The following is an 18,688-nucleotide window of genomic DNA, read 5'->3' as shown; positions in this document are numbered from 1 at the left end:
AAACACGATGGAGTTCACCAAACAGCAGTCCACCAGCAAGGCTCCGGCCGACTGGTTCACCGGCGACGTCTGGTGGGACGTCATCCACGCCGGTCAGGAACCGTCCCGGATGCGCGTCAACATGGTCCGTTTCGCGCCCGGCGCCCGTACCAACTGGCACACCCACGCCCTCGGACAGGCCCTGCACGTCGTCTCCGGGATCGCCCTCGTCGGCACCCGCGATGGCACCGTCTTCGAGGCTTGCCCCGGCCAGACCATCACCTGCCCGCCCGGCGAGGAGCATTGGCACGGAGCCGCCCCCGACCGCTTCATGGAGCACCTCGCCATGTGGGAAGCTCTGGAGGACGGCAGCCCCGAGACCACCTGGGCCGAGCCGGTCAGCGACGAGCAGTACAGTCGCCCCCGCACCACCAACCGCCCCTGAGCGCCGCCTCCCTCTGTCACCGGACCTGTCACCGGGCTGCCGTGAGGATCGAGACGATCACCGAGGGGGCGGGAGGGCCGTCGAGGCAGTGGCGTAGTTCCGCCACTGCCTCGCGCTGTTGTGCCGGTGTGAGGGAGAGGTACTGCTCGATGCGTGCGTTGAACGTGCTGCGGAATCGCGCGTACAGGTCGTCGTCCCGGCGGACCCGGCCGGCGACTGCCATGAGGGCCCCGGTGCCGGCGTAGTCGTCTTCGGGCAGCGTGTGACCGGGCAGGACGTCCGCGAATCGGCCGGCCAGGTGTCCGAAGAGTGTGTCTGCCAGATTTCGGACGGTGAAGGTGTGGGCGTAGTGCTGTTCGTGGAGCGCCAAGGGCAGCCGGCCCAGGAGCGTGGCCTCGTTGAGCGCCGACAGGCCGGGGGCGAGGAGGGAGTGCGGTGTTCTTGCCACCTGCCGCAGCAGTTCGCGCTGGGGCAGGAACCAGCGGTCGACCCGTCGTCCGGATGTCCGGTGGGTGCCGCCGCGGGCTCCGGCGTACGGGCCGCCGCAGAGCAGGACGTGCGTGAACCGGGGCCAGTCGGCGAGGAGGTCCGGGATCCAGCGGTCGATGAGCCGGAGGTAGTCGTTGTTGGCCTCGAAGTCCAGGAGGAAGTTCTTGAAGCCGCCGGTGTTGATCAGCAGGTCGTAGTGGGCTCCGTCGGTCGCCGGCCCGTCTTCCCGCGCCTGCTGCAGACCTTCCAGGTCGACGAGCGGACCGGTCAGGTGCAGCGCGCACTGTGCGTCGGCGTCGGTGAACTCGGCCATGCGCCGCGGGACACCGGGGAAGTTCTGGACCACACTGTGGTCGGCCAGCAGGTGGGCGGCGAGGACGCGTTCGTGCGGTGAGAGGCAGGCCAGGTGGCGGCGTGCCGCCTGGAACGAGGCGTGGGGAACGGCCGCGCACAGCTCACGGATCCGCTCCAGGGAGTGCCGGTGCTGCCAAAAGCCGAACAGGCAGTCCACCAGGACCACCGGACGGCGTGCCACGACGGCACGCAGGACGAGGTCGGCGTCCATGACGGAGACGACCTGGTCGCTCTCCTCCAGCAATCGGTCGGGGAGCACCTCTCCCATCCCGCGTGGCTGGTCGAACTCGTGGATGCTGGTGAAGGCGGTGGAGTTGCGGCGGGCGAAGTCCGCCGCGACACCGTCCCCCACGAACACCCGCTCGTGCCCGGGGAGCAGCCGGGCGACGGCGACGAGGACGGAGGCCGGGCCGAAGCCGCAGTTCTGGGCGCCCATCAGGATGCGCATGGCGCGTCAGCCACGCGAGGGCAGTACGCCGGCCAGGATTCCCGCGAGCTGCGCGGCGAAGGGTTCGGGGTGCTTGGCGTAGCCGGCGTGACCACCGGGGAACTCCACCAGTTCCCGGTCGAGCTGCTGTGCCAGGACAGCCACCGGGCGCTGCACGTCGTAGGTGCGTGACTCCCGGCCGCCGGCCATGACGACGCGGTCCGCCACGGCCGCCAGCGCGGTGACGTCGGGCACGCAGCGGGTGGAGGGCAGCATCACGTGGGAGAGGAAGAACTCGCTGTTGTCGGTCGCCTCGGGGAGCGAGGGGGCGGGCCTGCCCCCGAAGACGGCCCGGAGCTTGTCCAGGGCGGCAGGGACGCCTTCCTGGTTGAACGTCGCGTGCACCTCGTCGAAGAATGCGACGTGTCGTGCCGAGTCCGGCAGCAGCCCCATGGCGGGTGGCTCATGGGCGACGGTCAGCCGGATTCGCTGCGGATCGCGGAGCATGAGCTCCAGGGCGGTCAAGGCGCCCGCGCAACTGCCGAACACCCGCACTGGTTCGCCGGCCGGGACGAGGTGGTCGAGCAGCCGGGCGGCGTCGTCGGTCTGGGCGTCGAGCCACGAGGGGGGCGGCGGTCCGTCGAGGAGGCTGCGGGAGATGCCGCGTGGGTCGTAGGTGACGACACGGTGGCGGGCGGCGAGCTCGTCGGCCAGGTCCCGGAAGACCTCCGCGTCGGAGGCACCGCCCGGGATGAGCAGCAACAGCGGCCCGACGCCGCGTACTTCGAAGTACAGCCTTGCGCCGGGCACGGCCAGCGTGCCGCTCTCCAGCGTGTCCATCTCTCTCCATCTCTCTCCAGCCTCGCTCCGGCGCAGGGCCCTGGGGGAGGTCGAAGGGGGCGGCACGAGACTACGCGCGGGACGTCCCGCGCGGGTAGGCGTGCGCGCCAGGCCGCGCGCGGTTCACCCGGACCGAGAACCTGTGGTTGCTCCGGTGCGCCCGGCTGCAGGACGTACGAACGGGGCAGGGACTCTTCCATGGTGCTCAGTGTGAAGAGAACCGCGGTGACGGTCGGTGGGAAGCGGATGCGTGCGGTCGCCCTGGCGGCCGCCGTGCTGTTCGGCGCGGCCGCACCGGTGCCGGCGTCCGCCCACCCCCGGCACTCCGGGCCGTTGCAGTGCCAGGGCACCGAGTCCGTCACCTACCACCCGGGGGTCACCCTCCAGGCACGACGCATCCACGTCACGGTCGACGGGCGCTTCGCCTCCTGCATCGGCGGTGACGGCGCGGTGAAGAGCGGTGGCTACCACGAGGAGTTCACGCTCACCACGGGCTGCAACAACGTCCTCGAAGGGTTCCGGGGCCGCCGGACCTACGTCTGGAACACCGGTGACTCCAGCACTGCCGAGATCAGCGGCAGCAGCACGGCCGCGGTCGGCCAGGTGGTCACCCCGGTCACCGGCACCGTCACCCACGGTCGCTTCCAGGGCCGGAACCTGCTCCAGCTCATCCCCTTGCCCCAGCCGAGCGCCCTGCAATGCCTGGGGGGCGGTCTCACCAGCGCGACAGGGGCGACAACCTTGACGATCCTCTAGGGGCTGCTGGGGGCTGCGCCCCCGACGCGTTCGCCGAATTGCCCGGTGCGCTGGTGGAGCGGCTACTGCGACGGTCATCAGCCGATCCCCGTGATCATCGACACCAAGGACAGGAGCAAGGCACCCAGCGCCCCCACAGCACCGTAGAGCCGCACCTCGCCCCGGGCGTCCAGTCGGCGGACATACCGCGTGGTGGCCGCGGCGAAAGCCAGACCGCCGACGATGAACCACGGTCCCCACAGGCAGAGGTACCAGCGCGTCAGCCCGGCCAGGTCAGGCGCGACAGAGCGGGCCCCGACCTCGACCAGCGCTCCATGGGCGACGAAAAGGCAACCGTGCCAGACAAGCAGCACCGTCGCGCCGCCGCCACAGAACACCAAGAGACGGCCGATCCGTCTGCCGCGTCGGTGCGTCAGGCCGATACCGATCAGTGCCCCGAAGATCTTCAGAAGGCCGGTCACCCACAAGACGGCCACGAACCACGCCACTCGATCGTCAGCGAGCTTCACCAGGGACGGCGCCACCGTCGTCCGTGCGCCGAAGGTCACCCCCATCGCCCAGGCGAAACTGGGTACCGCAAACAGAAGCCCCCATACCGCAGCAGCGAGACCCGGCCACGCCCCCGGCCGAAGGCGGAGTGCGCGGCGCCGGGTCGGACGCGCTGCATCGTGCGCAAAGAGCCTGATCACCATGACTCCATCGTGGCCGGACCACGACGACGAGAGGTCATCCGCACGGATGATCAACCTCCACCGCAGGAGCTACCTCGCGCCATCCCTGTGACCGAGGCACAGGGCTCAGCGCCAGCGGCCTTACGGGCAGGGGGGGAAGGCAGACCCGGTGCCCGGTCGCGGTCGCGATGTGTGCCAAGAGTTCCCCGACGGGATGTTCACCTGGGGTGAGCAGTACTGCCGGCCAGGTGTGCGAGCCGGTGACGGGCAGAACTCCGTGGGCCAGCGCCGGTAGCAGACCCGCCCGCAGAAGTGACGATTTCCCCGCTCCCGAGGGGCCCATGACCATTAAGGGGCCTGCTGTCCTGAGTCGCTCGGTGAGGTGTGAGACGACGCCGGCGGTGGCTTTGTCGCGACCGAAGAACCAACGGGCGTCCTCGGCCTCGAACGGGGAGAGCCCGCGGTACGGACATGCCCCTTCGTCACGTAACGGCGGTCCGTCGCGATCGGCAGGGGGAACAGAGACGAGCCGCTCGAGTTCACCGCCGGTGTCCAGGGCCTGATCGCAGGATCGGGCGAGTTCCAGAGTCAGCGGTTTCTCGCCGTTCTCGACTTTGCTCAGGTATCCCTTGCTGTAGAAGGCCAAGCGGGACAGTTCGGCCAGTGACATGCCGCGGCCGCGCCGTAATCGGCGTAGCTCCTCGCCTGCCCTCTCCGATCCGGAGGACGGAGTCTCGGCGGTTGGGCTGCCGGAGTCATGGCTTGGCCCTTCCACTGACTTCTCCATCCCTGTCCCGGGTCGGGGAACCGTCAGGCTCGCCGGAAAGGTTGCCGACCAACACCCCCGGAAGATCCTTTCAATGCGGGAAGACGGGATCAACAGCGCTTCAGGTCGCGATGCGACGCTCAAGGGCGCGCGCCCATGACGGAGACTGCGGCGGCGCAGGCAGCGCCGCTACAGGCTGGAACGATCCGGATCCCTGGCCATCGGCGCATTTCTCACCTTTGACGGCACGTCATCCGAGTGCGAACGACGCCCGTTCCTGCCACTTCTTGCCGTCGTACACCATGAGCTCGACCGACGTGACGTGGGACGTGAGCGGGAGCCCGCCGGCGAGGCCGGCCTCGACCTCCTCCAGGGCCGCATCGTCCCCGCCTTGGGCAACGGTCAGGTGCGGCACGATTTCGGTGTACCGGCCGCCATAGGGCGGGGCCTCGGGCCAACGCTCAGCGATCGCCTCAGTGAGCCTCCGCAATGGGGTGTCGGGTTCCGGAACGAGGTACAGCACCTCCGGTAGCCGGCCACATCGCTCGAACTGCAGGTCGAAGGCCGGGTGACTGCCCAGCACGCCCGCGAGAGCCGAGCAGACGGACGCATCTGTCCGGCTCTCGTCGAGGAAGGGGAAGAGCACGGTGACATGGGCTGAAACCCGGCCCGGGCCGAGGGGTCGAGCCGTTCACGCCACTTGCGGACGGCCGGCTCTGCCTCCGGGATCCGGACGATGAGACCCGTTTGACCCGCCTGGAAAGCACTTCCGCTGTCGTCTGTCATGACACCGCATGGTGGCACCTCTACCGCAGACGTCATACGGCTCTTTCCGCGAAGCCGACGCCGGACCGGGCGTTCTGGCTGACCCATCGGACACGCCCTGGGCCGATTCCGGCGGGGGAGGAGTCGCTTCGGCTCCTCGTGCTCAGTGTGCGGGGACGAGGCGGTGGCCATTGGCCTCGGCGACGACGAATCCTGCGGTCGGGGGCGGGAAGTGGCTGCCCAGCAGCAGGACGTCCGTCCCGGCGAGTGCGGTGAGGAGGTCGCGGCGGCTGCGCACGGCCTGGGCGGGGTCGATGTCGACGCAGCTGGTGATGTCGGGGTGTGCGAGCTGCACGGGGTGGTGGACGCAGTCGCCGGTGATCACTGCCGCCTGTCCCGCGCTGTGGAGTTCCACGGCGATCTGGCCCGGTGTGTGCCCGGGGGTGGGGAGCAGTCGGAGGCCGGGGGCGATGTCCGTGGGCTCGTGCCGTACGTCGACCAGGTCGAAGAGCCCGGCGTCGTGGACCGGGTGGACGGAGTCGAGGAACATCTGCCGGCGGCCGTCCTCCATGTGCTCGGCAATGCCGGCCCAGTAGTCCCATTCGCTGCGGGAGGTCAGGTAGCGGGCGTTGGGGAAGGTGGGCATCCAGGAGCCGTCGTCCGCGCGGCGGGTGTTCCAGCCGACGTGGTCGGTGTGGAGGTGGGTCAGGACGACCAGGTCGATGGTCTCGGGCGGGAAGCCTGCGTCGGTGAGTCGCCGGAGGTAGTCGGTGTCGAGGTGGTTCCACGCGGGGTTGGCGCGGGTTTTGTGGTTGCCGATGCCGGTGTCGACGAGGACCCGGAGGCCGTCCACCTCGAAGGCGAAGCTGTGGCTGGCCAGGTGGAGGGTTCCGTCGGGGGCGGCGAAATCGGGCTGCAGCCAGGGCTGCCCGGTGACGACCTCCGGGGTGGCGGCGGGCAGCAGCCAGGCACCGGTCTGCGGCGCGAGTGCGGTCTCGTCGATGCGATGGACGACGATTCCGCCGACCCTCCAGGTCTGGCCGGGCGGCTGGGGAGGCTGAACGGGCCGGTCCATGGGGAGGTCCCTCCGTGAGAGCTAAAAGCATCTTCTTTGCGTTAGTCGCCACCGTAGCCCGCATCTGCCGCTAACGCAAAGACTCTGCTTTTAGCGAGGAGGGGCGGACCTGCTCATGACCACCCCGGACTCCGGTCCATCCAGATGAGGTGGCCTGCTGGGCCCGCCGGGGCCAAGAGCTACCGAGCTGCGGTCCGTGCAATGAATTCGCGTTAAGGTGGGTGTCATGAGTCCCAGACCAGCGGTCCGCCCCGGCGGACGAAGCGCCCGTGTCCAGGAATCGGTGCACCAGGCCGTGCGCGCATTGCAGGCCGAGCAGGCCGCTCTCACCGTGCCGCTCGTCGCAGCGCGGGCGGGAGTGACGCCGTCGACCGTCTACCGCCGCTGGGGCGATCTGAAGGAGCTGCTCTCGGACGTCGCGGTGGAGCGGCTGCGGCCCGAGGCCCCGCCGGCCGACCACGGGAGCCTGCGCGCGGACCTGGAGCACTGGGCCGCCGGCTTCCTGGAGGAGATGTCGTCCGGGCCCGGCCGCTCCTATGTCCGGGACACCCTCGCAGGCGACCCGGACGGATCCAACGCCGGCCAGTGCTCCGCGTACGCGCGCGAGCAGGTCGAGACGGTCCTCGCCCGGGCCGTGCAGCGCGGCGAACACGTACCGGACGTCGACACCGTCATGGACCACGTCGTGGCCCCGATGATGTACCGCGCCCTGTTCCGCCCGGGACCACTCGACGCAGGGCACGCCCGCGACCTGGTCGCCACGGTCCTCTACCGGCTCATGCCGTTGCCGTGAGGGCGGGCATCGAGCCGAAGGGACTTCGGCGCCACTTTGAGGACACTCCTTGGCGCCCGGCCGGACCGGGTGGCCGCGGACGGTGCACTGTCCGCGCCGTCCACGGCCGTCGCCCGGCGGGGTGGCCCTAGACCAGAACGTCCTTGTAGAAGAGGTTGGAGCGGCGGTCGCCCGGGTCGCCCGAGGCGAAGCCGAGGAAGAGGCGGACGTCGCCGGCGACCGTCTGATAGACGGCCAGACCCTCTGGCTCGCGGAAGTCGAGGGTGGAGCCGGCCTTGGTCAGGACGGGACCCTGTTTGATGGTGCCGGTGTTCATGTCGATGCTGGTGATCTCGGAATCGACGATCCAGTTGCCGTCGGCATCCTTGCCGTTGGTCTCGTAGTCGTCGCCCGTCATGACGTAGAGGTATTGGCCGTAGGCGGCGTAACCCTGGAACTTGGGCGACAGGGTGGGCAGCGTGGGCTGTTTGAAGTCGGCCAGCGGGTGGCTGAAGTCGCCGTTCGTGGCGGCGGCGAGGTCGTAGACGGCTATGTGCTTGCCGTCGCTGAGGTGGTAGCGGACGACGAGGCGGTTGTTCACCGGGTCGATGGAGCAGGTGTGCTCGGAGGCCGCGGCGACGGGCGTGTACTTGACCAGCGCGGAGGACGTGCTCGACAGCGTCGTGCCACTGCTGAACTTGAAACGGGCCAGGCGCCGGCCGTAGCCGCCGTCGGAGTCCACCTCCGTCCACAGATAGGTGGAGCTGCCCACGCCCTGCGCGCCGAAGGCGACGCCGTGGCCGAAGCCGGTCAGGTGCATGGACCCGACGTAGTTCCCCGCGAAGTCGAGCTGGGTGACGCACAGGTCTCCGGCCGATTCCGCCGACCCGTTGCGCCGCTGTGCCACGAACAGGCGCCGGTTGACGTTGTCGAAGGCGAATCCCTGCTGGACCGTCACGTCGTGCAGCGGCTTGCCGCGGTACAGGTCGGTGGACGCCTGGGTCAGGTCGAAGCGCTGCGAGGCGGGGACGGCCGCGGAGGCGGGGTGCGCGGCCGTGCCCAGGCCGAGCGCGGCCAGGCCCAGTCCGGAACCGGCGCGGAGCAGGGAGCGGCGGCTCAGGCCAGTGGTGCGGGTCATGTGTCTCCTTCTTCTACCGGGATGCCGGGGGGAAGGGGGCCCCTGGCCGACGCTCAGGCTCGGACGGGAAGCGGTCCCGTCCGAGGAGAGCGCGGCGGCCGGTGGGGCACGATCCTCCCGCAGCCCCAGGTCAGAGGCGGTGCCAGGGGGCGAGTGGGAGGACCTTACGGCATGGACCCGATCACCGCACGTCCCAGGGGCAGCGGAGGACCGGTTACGCGCACATTGCCCGAATGCCCCGGCCGACGGTGCGCTCGCTCCGCCCTGGCGTGGGCAGTTGTGAGGTCGTGCCTGCCACGGCGGCCCAGCCCGTCGACGGTGGCGGACATGGCGTCAGCATCGCCCTCGCGGCAGGCGGCGCGGTGCCCGTGGCTGCCGCCGTACCAGCCGACCGTGACCCGGTCGCCGACCTGCCGGCCCGTGAGCCTCACCTGAGTCGAGACGGGCCGCATCTCCTGGAGAGTCTGCATTGATATGTCATGATTTCATGCTCAGGAGTGGTTTACGGTCTTCTCCGAATGACTGTGTGGCGTGGTGCGCGCGTTTGGGTATTGCTGTTCGGAGGTGTACCCGACACCTCACGAAGGGCAGAGCCATATGGCCGCAGAACCCTCAGCGCCAGGGGTCTACGTCAAGGAAGTCCCCAGCGGATTACGGATCATCACCGGAGCGGGCACGTCCACGCCCGCGTTCCTCGGCTACTCGGTCACCCGGCCGGACGCCGGTTCACCACAGGCCGTGCGGAGTTGGAACGAGTTCGTGGACACGTTCCACTTCCGCTCCGCCCTCACGCTGGAGCAGGCGACGAAGGCGTTAGAGCCTCTGGAGCGGCTCCGATCCACGTTCACGACCGCGGACAACACCCTCAAGGGCCAGGCCGTCGCGGCGGGAGTCGCCGAAGACGACTACCGGCGATTCGGCACGGTGGAGGAGGCCCTGGGGGCCGGCCGTGACGTGTCCGAAGAGGACAAGCAGTTCGCCGATGGAATCAGGGCGAAGGTCAAGGACCTCGCGGGCTACGGGGCATGGGAGACGGCGGGCAAGCCCTGGTGGCCCGTCGCCGCGCGCCACCACGAGCTCACCGACCTCAAGGCCAAGCTGACCGACGGGCGGAAGTACGCGCTCGCCGAAGCCGTCTACGGTTTCTTCGCCAACGGCGGCACCAAGTGCTACGTCGTCCCGCTCAACTTTGGGAACGCTCTCGGGACGGAGGTCGGCGCCGGACTGACCGGGCTGGAGACCGTCCCGGACGTCCACATGGTCGCCGTCCCGGACCTCTGGACGAAGAGCCAGGACGCGACGTCCGTCCGGCCGGTCATCGAATCCGTTGTGGGGCACTGCGCGAAGATGCGCAACCGGCTGGCGATCGTGGAACCCCCGCCCGGCAAGAAGCCCTCCGAGGCCATCGCCTTCGCCGAGGCGTTGGCGTCCCCCGACACGGACGACGCCGCGTTCACGGCCGTGTACTACCCCTGGCTCACCGTCCCCGGGCTCGACGGAACGACCCGCACCGTGCCGCCGTGCGGCCACCTCGCCGGCGTATGGGCCCGCACCGACGCCGAGCGCGGCGTGTTCAAGGCCCCCGCGAACCAGAACCTCCGCGGAGTCCTCTCCGTCCCGACCGTCCTCACGGACGCGCAGAACGGCGATCTGAACGCGACGGGCGTCAACTGTCTGCGGGTCTTCCCTGACCGGGGTCTGTTGGTGTGGGGTGCTCGGACGAGGTCGTCGACGCGTGACTGGCGTTATGTGAACGTGCGGCGTTTGGTGTCGTTCCTGTCGGATTCGATCCGTCAGTCGTCGACGTGGGCGGTGTTCGAGCCGAATGACGAGCGGTTGTGGGCGGCGTTGCGGCATTCGGTGGCGTCGTTCCTGACCGATCAGTGGCGTCAGGGCGCGCTCGTGGGCCGCACACCGGACGAGGCGTTCTACGTGATCTGCGACGGCACCAACAACAAGCCCGAGACCATGGACGAGGGCAAGGTCATCTGTGACATCGGCGTCGCGCCCGTACGTCCCGCGGAGTTCGTGCACTTCACCATCACCCAGATCGCCGGTCAGCCCGGCCAGAGCACCTGAACGAGCCGGAGGAGGCACCGCACATGTTGACCGGTGACAGCTTCAGCAGCAGCACCTTCGCCATCGAACTCGGCAAGTTCCAGGTGGAGACCGTCCAGAGCGTCTCGGGGCTCCAGCTGGAGCAGGACGTCGTGGAGGTCCGCCAGGTGTCCTCGACCGGGGAACTCCTGATCCGCAAACAACCCGGCGCCCGGAAGACCGGCGAGATCACCATCACCCGGGGCATGGACAAGAGCACCGCCTTCACCGACTGGATCAAGGCGACGCTCGTCAACGCCGACCTCGATGCCGCGCGGCAGAACATCACGATCGCCCTGAAGGACGCCAAGAAGCAGACCGTCCGCCGCATCCACCTCAGCAACGCCTGGGCATCCCGCTGGGAGGGGCCGTCGCTGGGCGCCTCGGAGTCCGGGCCCGCTACGGAACAGGTGACCATCACCTACGAGGACATCACCGTCGAGTAGCCGGCCCGCCCCCCATCCCAAGGAGCGCAGATGCCCGATCCGAACCCTCCGGGAGTCTTCGTCAAGGAGCTCCCCAGCGGAGTGCGCACCATCACCGGGGCGAGTACCTCCGTCCCGGCGTTCCTCGGCTACACCAAGTTCTTCGCAGCGGACGACCCGAACGCCACGCCCGCACCGTTCGACGAGGCCGAACGCAAGGTCCCGCAGAAGATCGGAAGCTGGCGGGAGTTCGCCGCGCGCTACAGCATGGACAAGATCGCCAAGGAGCTCGCCGGGACGGCCGACCCGGTCACCGCCCTGACATTGGACAGGTGTTTCCCGCTGGCCGAAGCCGTCTACGGATTCTTCGCCAATGGCGGGCGCACTTGTTACGTGGTGGGCTTCACCAGCCCCGCGAGCGCCGTGAGCGTCGCGGACCTCCAGGGGAACGTGGACGCCCGCACGGGCCTCGCCGGACTGGAGACCGTCCCCGAGGTCACCATGGTCGCCGTGCCCAGCCTCTGGGACATGACCGCCGACGTCACCGTTGACGATGATGCGCCCCCGCTCGACCAGGACCAGGGCATCAGCAGGATGGCCGAGGTACTGAAGCACTGCACCGCACAGCGCAACCGGCTGGCCATCTTCGACCCGCCCCCGGACCTGACGGCGGGCGACGTCAAGACGTTCGCCGGGAAGCTCGCCTCGCCCGACACCGACGCCGCCGCCTTCACCACCCTCTACTACCCGTGGATCACGGTGCCGGGCGTCGACGCCACAGAACGCACCGTGCCGCCGTGCGGTCACATCGCCGGCGTATGGGCCCGCACCGACGCCGAACGCGGCATCTTCAAGGCCCCTGCCAACCAGAACCTCCGTGGCGTCCTCACGCCCGGCACCCTCCTCACCGACGACGAGCACGGGGAACTGAACGCGGCGGGCGTCAACTGTCTGCGGGTCTTCCCTGACCGGGGTTTGCTCGTGTGGGGTGCTCGGACGAGGTCGTCGACGCGTGACTGGCGTTATGTGAACGTGCGGCGTTTGGTGTCGTTCCTGTCGGATTCGATCCGTCAGTCGTCGACGTGGGCGGTGTTCGAGCCGAATGACGAGCGGTTGTGGGCGGCGTTGCGGCATTCGGTGGCGTCGTTCCTGACCGATCAGTGGCGTCAGGGCGCGCTCGTGGGCCGGACGCCGGACGAGGCGTTCTACGTGATCTGTGACGGCACCAACAACAGGCCCGAGACCATGGACGAGGGCAAGGTCATCTGTGACATCGGCGTTGCGCCCGTACGTCCCGCGGAGTTCGTGCACTTCACCATCACCCAGATCGCCGGCCAGCCCGGCCTGACCAGCTGACGGCGACCCGCCGGCCCCGCACCCGCGGGGCCGGCGGGACCGTCCCGGCGCAAAGGGGCTCGCATGCTGCGACTCGTACTGCGCGAGGGTGACATCGTCACTCCCCTGCCGCAGATCACCTCGACCACACCGACCCCCGGCCTGCCGGGAACGCTCACCCCCGTCCCGACACCGCTGCCCGGCTCGGCCGCGTTTACCGTGGAGCGCATGACCGCGTGCGTACCCGAGGACATCGAGCGACTGAGGATCTACGTCTTCTACGCCACCCCCGCCTACCCCGTGCTCGGCATCGGTGAAATACGACTGACCGTCTCGCCGCGCCACCGCTCCCGCCACGCACGCACCCGGCGGGGCACCGAAGTCGCCCTCGACGGCGGACCGCTGGACCTGGTGCTCGTTCCCCAGGTCCCGGCTTCGAATCCGTCCAACCCGACGGTGCCCAACGACCCGTCGAAGGAATACGCCGGCCGAGCCACCCTCTCGTGCCCTCGCATCCGCCCCGTACGGGCGGGATCCCGGTCCTGACTCAGCCCGGCAGCACCGACTCGTCGAAGTACCGCCCCAGCTTGACGTACTCGTCCCGCACGGCATCCAGCAGGTCGCCGGTGCCCACCGGACGGCCTGTCTCCGCCGCCCGGTAGGCCGCGGTCAGCGCGCAGCAGCGGATGGCACCCCCTGGCAGCTCGAACGCGTCCGCCAGCAACCCCAGGTCGAGCTCCGGCGCGCGTGGCAGAACGGGCCCGAGACAGCGGTCCCACAGGGCCCGGCGCTGCTCCGCTCCGGGCGGCCCGAAGGGCACCACGAGGTCGAGCCGGCGCAGGAACGCGGAGTCGATGTGGTCGTGCACATTGGTCGTCAGGACGGTGAGCCCGTCGAAGGACTCCAGGCGCTGCAGCAGATACGCGGTCGTGGTGTTGGCGTACCGGTCGTGTGCGTCCACGGGCCGGGACCGCTTGCCGAAGACGCCGTCCGCCTCGTCGAAGAGGAGCGCCACGCGGGCGGGATCGGCCGTGGAGAAGAGGAGTTCGAGGTGCTTCTCGGTCTCCCCGATGTACTTGTCGACGACCGCGGAGAGGTCGACGACGCGCAGCTCCAGCCCCAGGTCGGCGGCGACGACCTCGGCGGCGAGCGTCTTGCCCGTACCGGACGGACCGCTGAACAGGGCGCTGACGCCCCGGCCCCGCCCGCCTCCGGGGCGCATCCTCCACTCGCTGAGGACGCGCTCGCGGTGCCGGACCCGGCGGACGAGGTCGCGCAGCAGGGCGCGGGGGCGGTCGGGGAGGACCAGGTCGTCCCAGCCGACGGCCGGCCGGATGCGGCGTGCCAGCCGGTGCGCGGGGTCCTCGGGGGTAGCGGGCGGGGGCGGTGGCCCGGCGAGGAGGCCCAGGAGGTGGTCCGTCACGCGGTCGGGGACGCGCAACGAGCGGGTGAGGTACGGGCGTCCGGCATCCTCGACCTCCAGCAGGCCGCCCGCGCGCAGCGGTCCGGCCGGGTCCAGGGCCGCGCGCCCGCGTGGCTCTCCGGGGTGCAGGCCGCACAGGTGCAGGGCGAGGCCGACGGTGGCCCGGCGCAGGGACACGTCGTCGTTGAGGTAGCCGTAGCAGCGCTCGTAGCCGGGGTCGAGGTCGGGGGCGAGGGCCACCAGGAGGAGGTCGTTCTCCAGCGGGGACAGTCCGAGGGCTCGCAGCGGCAGGACGGCTCCGGCCTGTTCGGCCGCCCGTTCGGCGGCATCCAGGTCTTCGGTGGCCCGCTGCTCGTCGTCGTCCGGCGGCAGCGGGCCGGGGACGGACCGCAAGAGGTGCGGTGCCATCGTGTCGGAGACGTAGAGGCCGCGGAACGGGTCGTCCAGCGGCTGAGGATCGTCCTCGGCGCGGGCGGCGACCGCCCGCCGGACCCGGTGGCGGAGGAGGTCGAGCCGGGCGAGGAGGGCGTCGGCGGGGGCGGACGGCCGGATGGGGGTCGTCGTCATGACGGTGAGTCCCCGTCCGGCCGCGGCGGCCACTTCTCCCACCGTGGGGGCGGGTCCGCGCGGGGCAGCTCCACGTCCAGGACGAGCGGCTCGGTGACCCAGTACTGGTAGTCCTCGACGACGAAGTTCAGCAGGGGGACGGTCACGGTGACGTGGAGGGCGGGGACGAGCGCGTGGCCGACGGCGGACCACAGCTCCTGCAGGGCCCGGTCGTGCGCCGGCGGCCGACCGACCTCCAGGAGTGCGCACAGCCCCATGTCCACGAGTTTCTCGGGCAGGTCGAGTTCGAACTCCCGGTCCGTGGACAGCCCCGTCAGCAGCTTGCCCAGCATGTGGTGGGACGCCCTCGGATTCGTGGCCCAGGCCGTGATCAGATACGACAGCCGGGCGTAGCGGGGCGGGTCGTGGTGGGCTGTCTTGACCGGCTTGCCGGAAGGGGAGCCGGTCGGGATGCTGTAGTGCTGGACGAGTCCCGTCTGCCGGCGGTCGAGGTCCTCGCGGATGTCGTGGAGGTAGATGCCGACGGTCTCCGTGCCTATGGTCCGGCCGGGTTCCTTGCCGCCGGACGGCGGGCGGAAGTCGATCGGGCATTCGATGGGTTTGAGGTCCTGCTTGACACGCTTCTCCAGTGCCTTGTCGACGATGTCGATCACGAGGACGTCCCCTTCACGATGTGGACCTGCCGCAGGTCGATGCCGGCCTCCAGGGCGGTGCCGACGGGAGCGTGCTCGGCCATGTCGGCCATGACGAGGGCTGCCGGGGCGCCCTCGTCCACGACGTACAGCCGCCGGCCCGCCGTCCCGGGCCGCAGGGCGAGGCCCGCGAGCGCCGTGCCCGTGCCGACGGTGTGCCGTACGGTGCCGCTCGCGGCGTCGAGCACGTGGAGGTCGCCGCTGTTCTCGCCGGTGACATACACCGACCTGCCGTCCGCGGAGACGAGGAGCCGCCGGGGAGCGCAGCTTCCGGGCAACACCCAGGGGCCCGGGAGCACGTCGGGGGTGCCCAGCCCGAGACCACGGATCCGGTCCTTCTGCGCGAGGAACGCTCCCGGGCCGTCGGGCCGGAAAGCGGCGGCCCCGGCGTCGGCGGGCACCGTTCCCACGAGCTGCGGCCGGGCCGGGTCGGTGAGGTCGAGGAGGTGGACGCCCTTGTCGTCGGTGCTGACGAAGGCGTGGCCGCCGAGCGGGTGCACGCGGATCGACCGGGGACGGCCGGGCAGCGACAGCTTGGCGCGCGGGCGTTCGACGGGCGCGTCCGGTGGGGCGGACGTGGCGGACAGTTCCAGGACGTGCAGGGCCGCGTCGCCCGCGCCCTCGGCGGTGAGCGCGTAGAGGTGGGCGGGAGCCACGGCCATGCTCCGGACGGAGGGGAGGCTCAGAGGGAAGGCGCCGGCCGCCGTGGGCTCTGCGGGGGTGGCGAGCGCGAGGGCCCAGAGCGTGACCGCGCCGTTCAGGACGCCCGTCACGTAGCCGTGGATGCCGGACGGGTGCAGGGCGAGGGCAGTGGGCGTCTGCGTCCCGGGCAGGGCAACGGCGTTCCCCGTAGTGGGCGTCGCGGGGTTCTCCAGGCCCACGACGTGGAGCACGGGCTCGCCCTGATTCCCGGTGCCGGGGAGGTACGCGAAGGCGCCGTCCGGGTGGACGGCGACATCGCACAGCCTTCCCGGCACGGCGAGGTGCTGTCCCTCGCCGGTGCCGACCAGACTGACGGGGCACAGCGCGTCGTGGTGCACGCGGTAGGCGTACGGGGCCGTGGGATGCACCGCCAGGGACAGGGGGACGGCGGGGTCGGCCGTGGTGAGGGAGTCGGCGGTCAGCTCGGGGCGCCGGCGCAGGACGGAGACGGAGCGGTCACCGGCGCAGGCCACGTACGCGCGCAGCCCGTCCGGGGCGCAGGCCACCCCCACGGGGTCCGTTCCGACGGGCAGCGTGGCCGTCTTCTGCGCGGTGGTGAGGGAGACCCAGTGCACGGAAGGGGCCTTGAGCGAACGGTCGGTGACGTAGGCGTGGCCGCCGTCCGGGGTGCAGGCCACCTCCCACGGGCGGGAGTCGTCGGACGACGTGACGGGGATGGGCGTGACCCCGCTGCCCCGCACGGCGACCTCCTGCAGCGTGTAGTCCGCGATGTAGAGCGTGTCGTCGTCGCCGGCCACGATCGTCCAGGGGTGGTCGGTCAGCGGCTGGGGCTCGGATACGGAGGCTGCCCGGAGCCGGGTGTCGTCCAGGGTGACGGTGGTCAGGCCGGCCGCGCCGGAGCGCTTCTCGTTGACGACGTACAGGGTGTCGGTGCCGCGGCATGCGATGCCGCGTACGCCGTTGACCGTCAGATCGCCCACCGCGGTCATGGCGGCGTCGGAGCTCCGGGGGACGGTGATTCCGTAGACCAGGCCCTTTGCGAAGTGGGTCGCGTACAGATAGGCGCCGTCCGGGGACAGAGCGAGGGAAGCGGGCAGGTCGTTACTCGGCTCGATGGTGAGCCAGCAATCGAATTTCACGTGGGAGCTGTCCGTGACGGTGAACTGGGCGACCTTGCCCGTACCGGCGCTGGATACGTACAGCTTCGCCTTCTTCTGCGGGTCTTCACCGGACAGTGCCAGCCCGTGTGGATTGGTCAGATCGTCCCGCTCGATTCCTTGCCCGAATTCCCAGGCGCTGCCGTTCCACCGCAGGACGGAGACCTTCGTGGGCCGGCCGCCGCGGCTGTCGTAGTTGGTGACGTACAGATGGTCGCCCTTCGCCGAGAGCGCGATCTCGTGCGGTCCGGTGAAGTGCCCCTGGTCCTTGTCGATGGCGTGGTCGAACGCCCAGCCCGAGGGCGCGCGCCGGAGGACGCTGATCCGGCCCTTGGGGACGTCCATCTCCTGGCTTACGTAGTCCGCGACGTAGAGGGTGTCGTTCCGGATCGCCAGGCCGAGGGGAATCTCGCACTTCACGACGTCCTTGCGAAGGGTGTACGAACCGCCCCTGAGATCGACCCGGGACGCGGTCCCCGCACCGGAGTCGGCGGTCACGGCGTACCGGCCGTCCGGGCTGACGGCCACGCCGTGCGGCTGCGCGCCCTTCGCCAGGGCGGTGGCTTCCACCGTCACCGTGGGCGTGCCGCTGAAGTCGCGGCTCCCGGCCAGGCGGAGGGTGAGGAGCTGATCGGTGCCAGGGCTGGTGACGCAGGAGAGGGCGGGGCCCATGGCGATGCCCCACGCCGTGGTTCCGGACGGCAGGGCGATGGTGTCCCGGTGCGTGCCCGCGTCGAGATCGGCGAGGGCGACCCGGTTGCCCGACGCGTCGGTGGTGCAGGCCCACCGCCCGTCGGGGGTCACTCCCGTGGCGAAGGGTTTGGTGACGTCGCCGGTGCCGATCGTGCCCGTGACGGCCGGCCCCACGCGGAGCGTGAGGACCTTCCCGGTCGCCTGGTCGGTGACGTACACGAACAGCCCGTCGGGGTCGGTCGCCAGGCCCGGGGGCAGGACGCCTACGGGTACGTCGGTACGGGCGGCGGGCATGGTCGGGAAGCACGCGCTGAGCACGCCCGTGGTCCGGCTGAGGACGTGGGCCGCCGTGCCGTCCGGGGAGAGGAGCACCGCCGAGGGGCGCCGGGCGACCGGGAGCGCGGTGAAGGCCCCCGGCTCTCCGGTGCCGGCGTCGAGCGCGGCCACCCACAGCTCGGCGGATTCCTGGTCGGCGATCCACAGGCGGTCGTGCCCGACGACGACGGTGGCGGGGCCCGGGCCCACGGCGTGGGACGTCGTCACCGTGGCACGGGAAAGGTCCACCACCACGACACCGGTCCCGGCGCACAGCGCGTAACCGAACCTCCCGTCCGGGGACACGGCCACCGCGCGGACGGGCGCAGCCATGGCGACCGGTGTCGTCCTCGGCGAACCCGGTGTGCCGACGTCGACCACGTCCAGCCGGCGGGCCGCTCCCTCGTCCTTGTCGTGCGCGACGCACACCCACCGGCCCCCCGGTGCGCCCGCCAGCGCGAACGGGCCACCGCCCACCTGGACGGTGCGGCCGCCGTTGCCGTCCTTGTCCAGGACGTGCACCACGTCGTCCGTCCAGGACGCCACACAGACCTGCTCGGCGAAGAGCCCGGCGGCCACCGCGCACAGGGCACCGGACAGCTGCACCGTGGTGGCGGAGCCGCCGGGCACGAGGACGGACAGGGTGCCCTCGTCGTACCCGGCGGCATAGGCACGGCCGCCGTCCGCACCGAGCGCGAGCGCACACGGACCCTTGCCCACGGGAACCTGGACCGGTGTGCCCGGCGTGCCGTCCGCCCCCGGCTCCGCCATGACGACGTGGTCCAAGGCCCGGTCGAGGGCGAGGAGCCACCGGCCGGCTCCGGCTTTCCCGTCCATGAAGTGC

17 protein-coding genes are annotated in these 18,688 nt (G+C 70.6%); 7 read left to right on the top strand and 10 right to left on the bottom strand.

Annotation, left to right across the window (positions count from 1 at the left end):
* The first annotated feature begins 7 nt into the window (after positions 1–7).
* A complete protein-coding gene (locus IE182_RS05770; RefSeq protein WP_190108532.1) occupies positions 8–424 on the top strand; it encodes a (R)-mandelonitrile lyase in 417 nt (138 codons plus the stop codon).
* 28 nt (positions 425–452) lie between these two features.
* Here the strand turns inward: IE182_RS05770 and IE182_RS05765 are convergent, their stop codons facing one another.
* Together IE182_RS05765 and IE182_RS05760 are read right to left on the bottom strand one after the other, a co-directional pair.
* The gene (locus tag IE182_RS05765) at positions 453–1,715 is read right to left on the bottom strand and encodes a hypothetical protein (protein WP_190108531.1); all 1,263 of its coding nucleotides are present in this window, start codon (positions 1,713–1,715) and stop codon (positions 453–455) included.
* 6 nt (positions 1,716–1,721) lie between these two features.
* Positions 1,722–2,534 carry an alpha/beta fold hydrolase gene (locus IE182_RS05760; protein WP_190108530.1) on the bottom strand — a complete coding sequence of 271 codons (813 nt, stop codon included), beginning with the start codon at positions 2,532–2,534 and terminating at the stop codon, positions 1,722–1,724.
* 210 nt (positions 2,535–2,744) lie between these two features.
* On the opposite strand from IE182_RS05760, the gene IE182_RS05755 reads away from it, so the two are divergent.
* The gene (locus tag IE182_RS05755) at positions 2,745–3,290 is read left to right on the top strand and encodes a hypothetical protein (RefSeq protein ID WP_190108529.1); all 546 of its coding nucleotides are present in this window, start codon (positions 2,745–2,747) and stop codon (positions 3,288–3,290) included.
* 77 nt (positions 3,291–3,367) lie between these two features.
* Here the strand turns inward: IE182_RS05755 and IE182_RS05750 are convergent, their stop codons facing one another.
* The 4 genes from IE182_RS05750 to IE182_RS05735 all read right to left on the bottom strand — a co-directional run bounded on the left by IE182_RS05750 (position 3,368) and on the right by IE182_RS05735 (position 6,567).
* Positions 3,368–3,982, bottom strand: a complete 615-nt coding sequence (locus IE182_RS05750) for a DUF3995 domain-containing protein (RefSeq protein WP_190108528.1) — start codon at positions 3,980–3,982, stop codon at positions 3,368–3,370.
* A gap of 34 nt (positions 3,983–4,016) precedes the next feature.
* On the bottom strand, positions 4,017–4,748 hold the full coding sequence (locus IE182_RS32710) for an nSTAND1 domain-containing NTPase (RefSeq protein ID WP_373303505.1): 732 nt from the start codon (positions 4,746–4,748) through the stop codon (positions 4,017–4,019).
* A 229-nt stretch (positions 4,749–4,977) separates the two neighbouring features.
* Entirely contained in the window at positions 4,978–5,373 is a 396-nt protein-coding gene (locus IE182_RS05740) for a 2'-5' RNA ligase family protein (protein ID WP_229844603.1), read from the bottom strand.
* 282 nt (positions 5,374–5,655) lie between these two features.
* Positions 5,656–6,567, bottom strand: a complete 912-nt coding sequence (locus tag IE182_RS05735) for an MBL fold metallo-hydrolase (RefSeq protein WP_190108526.1) — start codon at positions 6,565–6,567, stop codon at positions 5,656–5,658.
* A 226-nt stretch (positions 6,568–6,793) separates the two neighbouring features.
* Between IE182_RS05735 and IE182_RS05730 the strand changes: the two genes are divergently transcribed.
* Entirely contained in the window at positions 6,794–7,360 is a 567-nt protein-coding gene (locus tag IE182_RS05730; protein ID WP_190108525.1) for a TetR/AcrR family transcriptional regulator, read from the top strand.
* 127 nt (positions 7,361–7,487) lie between these two features.
* On the opposite strand, the gene IE182_RS05725 is transcribed toward IE182_RS05730, so the two are convergent.
* Complete coding sequence (locus IE182_RS05725; protein ID WP_190108524.1) at positions 7,488–8,477, bottom strand: phage baseplate protein; 990 nt, start codon at positions 8,475–8,477, stop codon at positions 7,488–7,490.
* A 597-nt stretch (positions 8,478–9,074) separates the two neighbouring features.
* Here IE182_RS05725 and IE182_RS05720 point away from each other — a divergent pair.
* The 4 genes from IE182_RS05720 to IE182_RS05705 all read left to right on the top strand — a co-directional run bounded on the left by IE182_RS05720 (position 9,075) and on the right by IE182_RS05705 (position 12,880).
* Positions 9,075–10,556, top strand: coding sequence for a phage tail sheath family protein (locus tag IE182_RS05720; RefSeq protein ID WP_190108523.1), 1,482 nt, complete (start codon positions 9,075–9,077; stop codon positions 10,554–10,556).
* Positions 10,557–10,579: 23 nt separating this feature from the next.
* Entirely contained in the window at positions 10,580–11,020 is a 441-nt protein-coding gene (locus IE182_RS05715) for a phage tail protein (RefSeq protein ID WP_190108522.1), read from the top strand.
* Between the two features lie 30 nt (positions 11,021–11,050).
* Complete coding sequence (locus tag IE182_RS05710; protein WP_190108521.1) at positions 11,051–12,355, top strand: phage tail sheath family protein; 1,305 nt, start codon at positions 11,051–11,053, stop codon at positions 12,353–12,355.
* A gap of 63 nt (positions 12,356–12,418) precedes the next feature.
* Entirely contained in the window at positions 12,419–12,880 is a 462-nt protein-coding gene (locus IE182_RS05705) for a contractile injection system spike tip protein (protein WP_190108520.1), read from the top strand.
* A gap of 1 nt (position 12,881) precedes the next feature.
* On the opposite strand, the gene IE182_RS05700 is transcribed toward IE182_RS05705, so the two are convergent.
* The 3 genes from IE182_RS05700 to IE182_RS05690 are packed head-to-tail and all read right to left on the bottom strand — an operon-like array spanning position 12,882 to position 18,681.
* Complete coding sequence (locus IE182_RS05700) at positions 12,882–14,324, bottom strand: ATP-binding protein (protein WP_190108519.1); 1,443 nt, start codon at positions 14,322–14,324, stop codon at positions 12,882–12,884.
* Positions 14,321–14,977 carry a Pvc16 family protein gene (locus IE182_RS05695; protein ID WP_190108518.1) on the bottom strand — a complete coding sequence of 219 codons (657 nt, stop codon included), beginning with the start codon at positions 14,975–14,977 and terminating at the stop codon, positions 14,321–14,323. Before IE182_RS05695 ends, IE182_RS05700 begins: the two co-directional genes overlap by 4 nt.
* The gene (locus IE182_RS05690) at positions 14,974–18,681 is read right to left on the bottom strand and encodes a hypothetical protein (RefSeq protein WP_190108517.1); all 3,708 of its coding nucleotides are present in this window, start codon (positions 18,679–18,681) and stop codon (positions 14,974–14,976) included. Before IE182_RS05690 ends, IE182_RS05695 begins: the two co-directional genes overlap by 4 nt.
* Between the last annotated feature and the right edge of the window lie 7 nt (positions 18,682–18,688).

This window comes from Streptomyces cinnamoneus (assembly GCF_014650495.1).
Lineage (GTDB): Bacteria > Actinomycetota > Actinomycetes > Streptomycetales > Streptomycetaceae > Streptomyces > Streptomyces cinnamoneus.
Note: the sequence above shows the minus strand (reverse complement) of the source record. Positions and strands in the feature narration are given on the sequence as shown.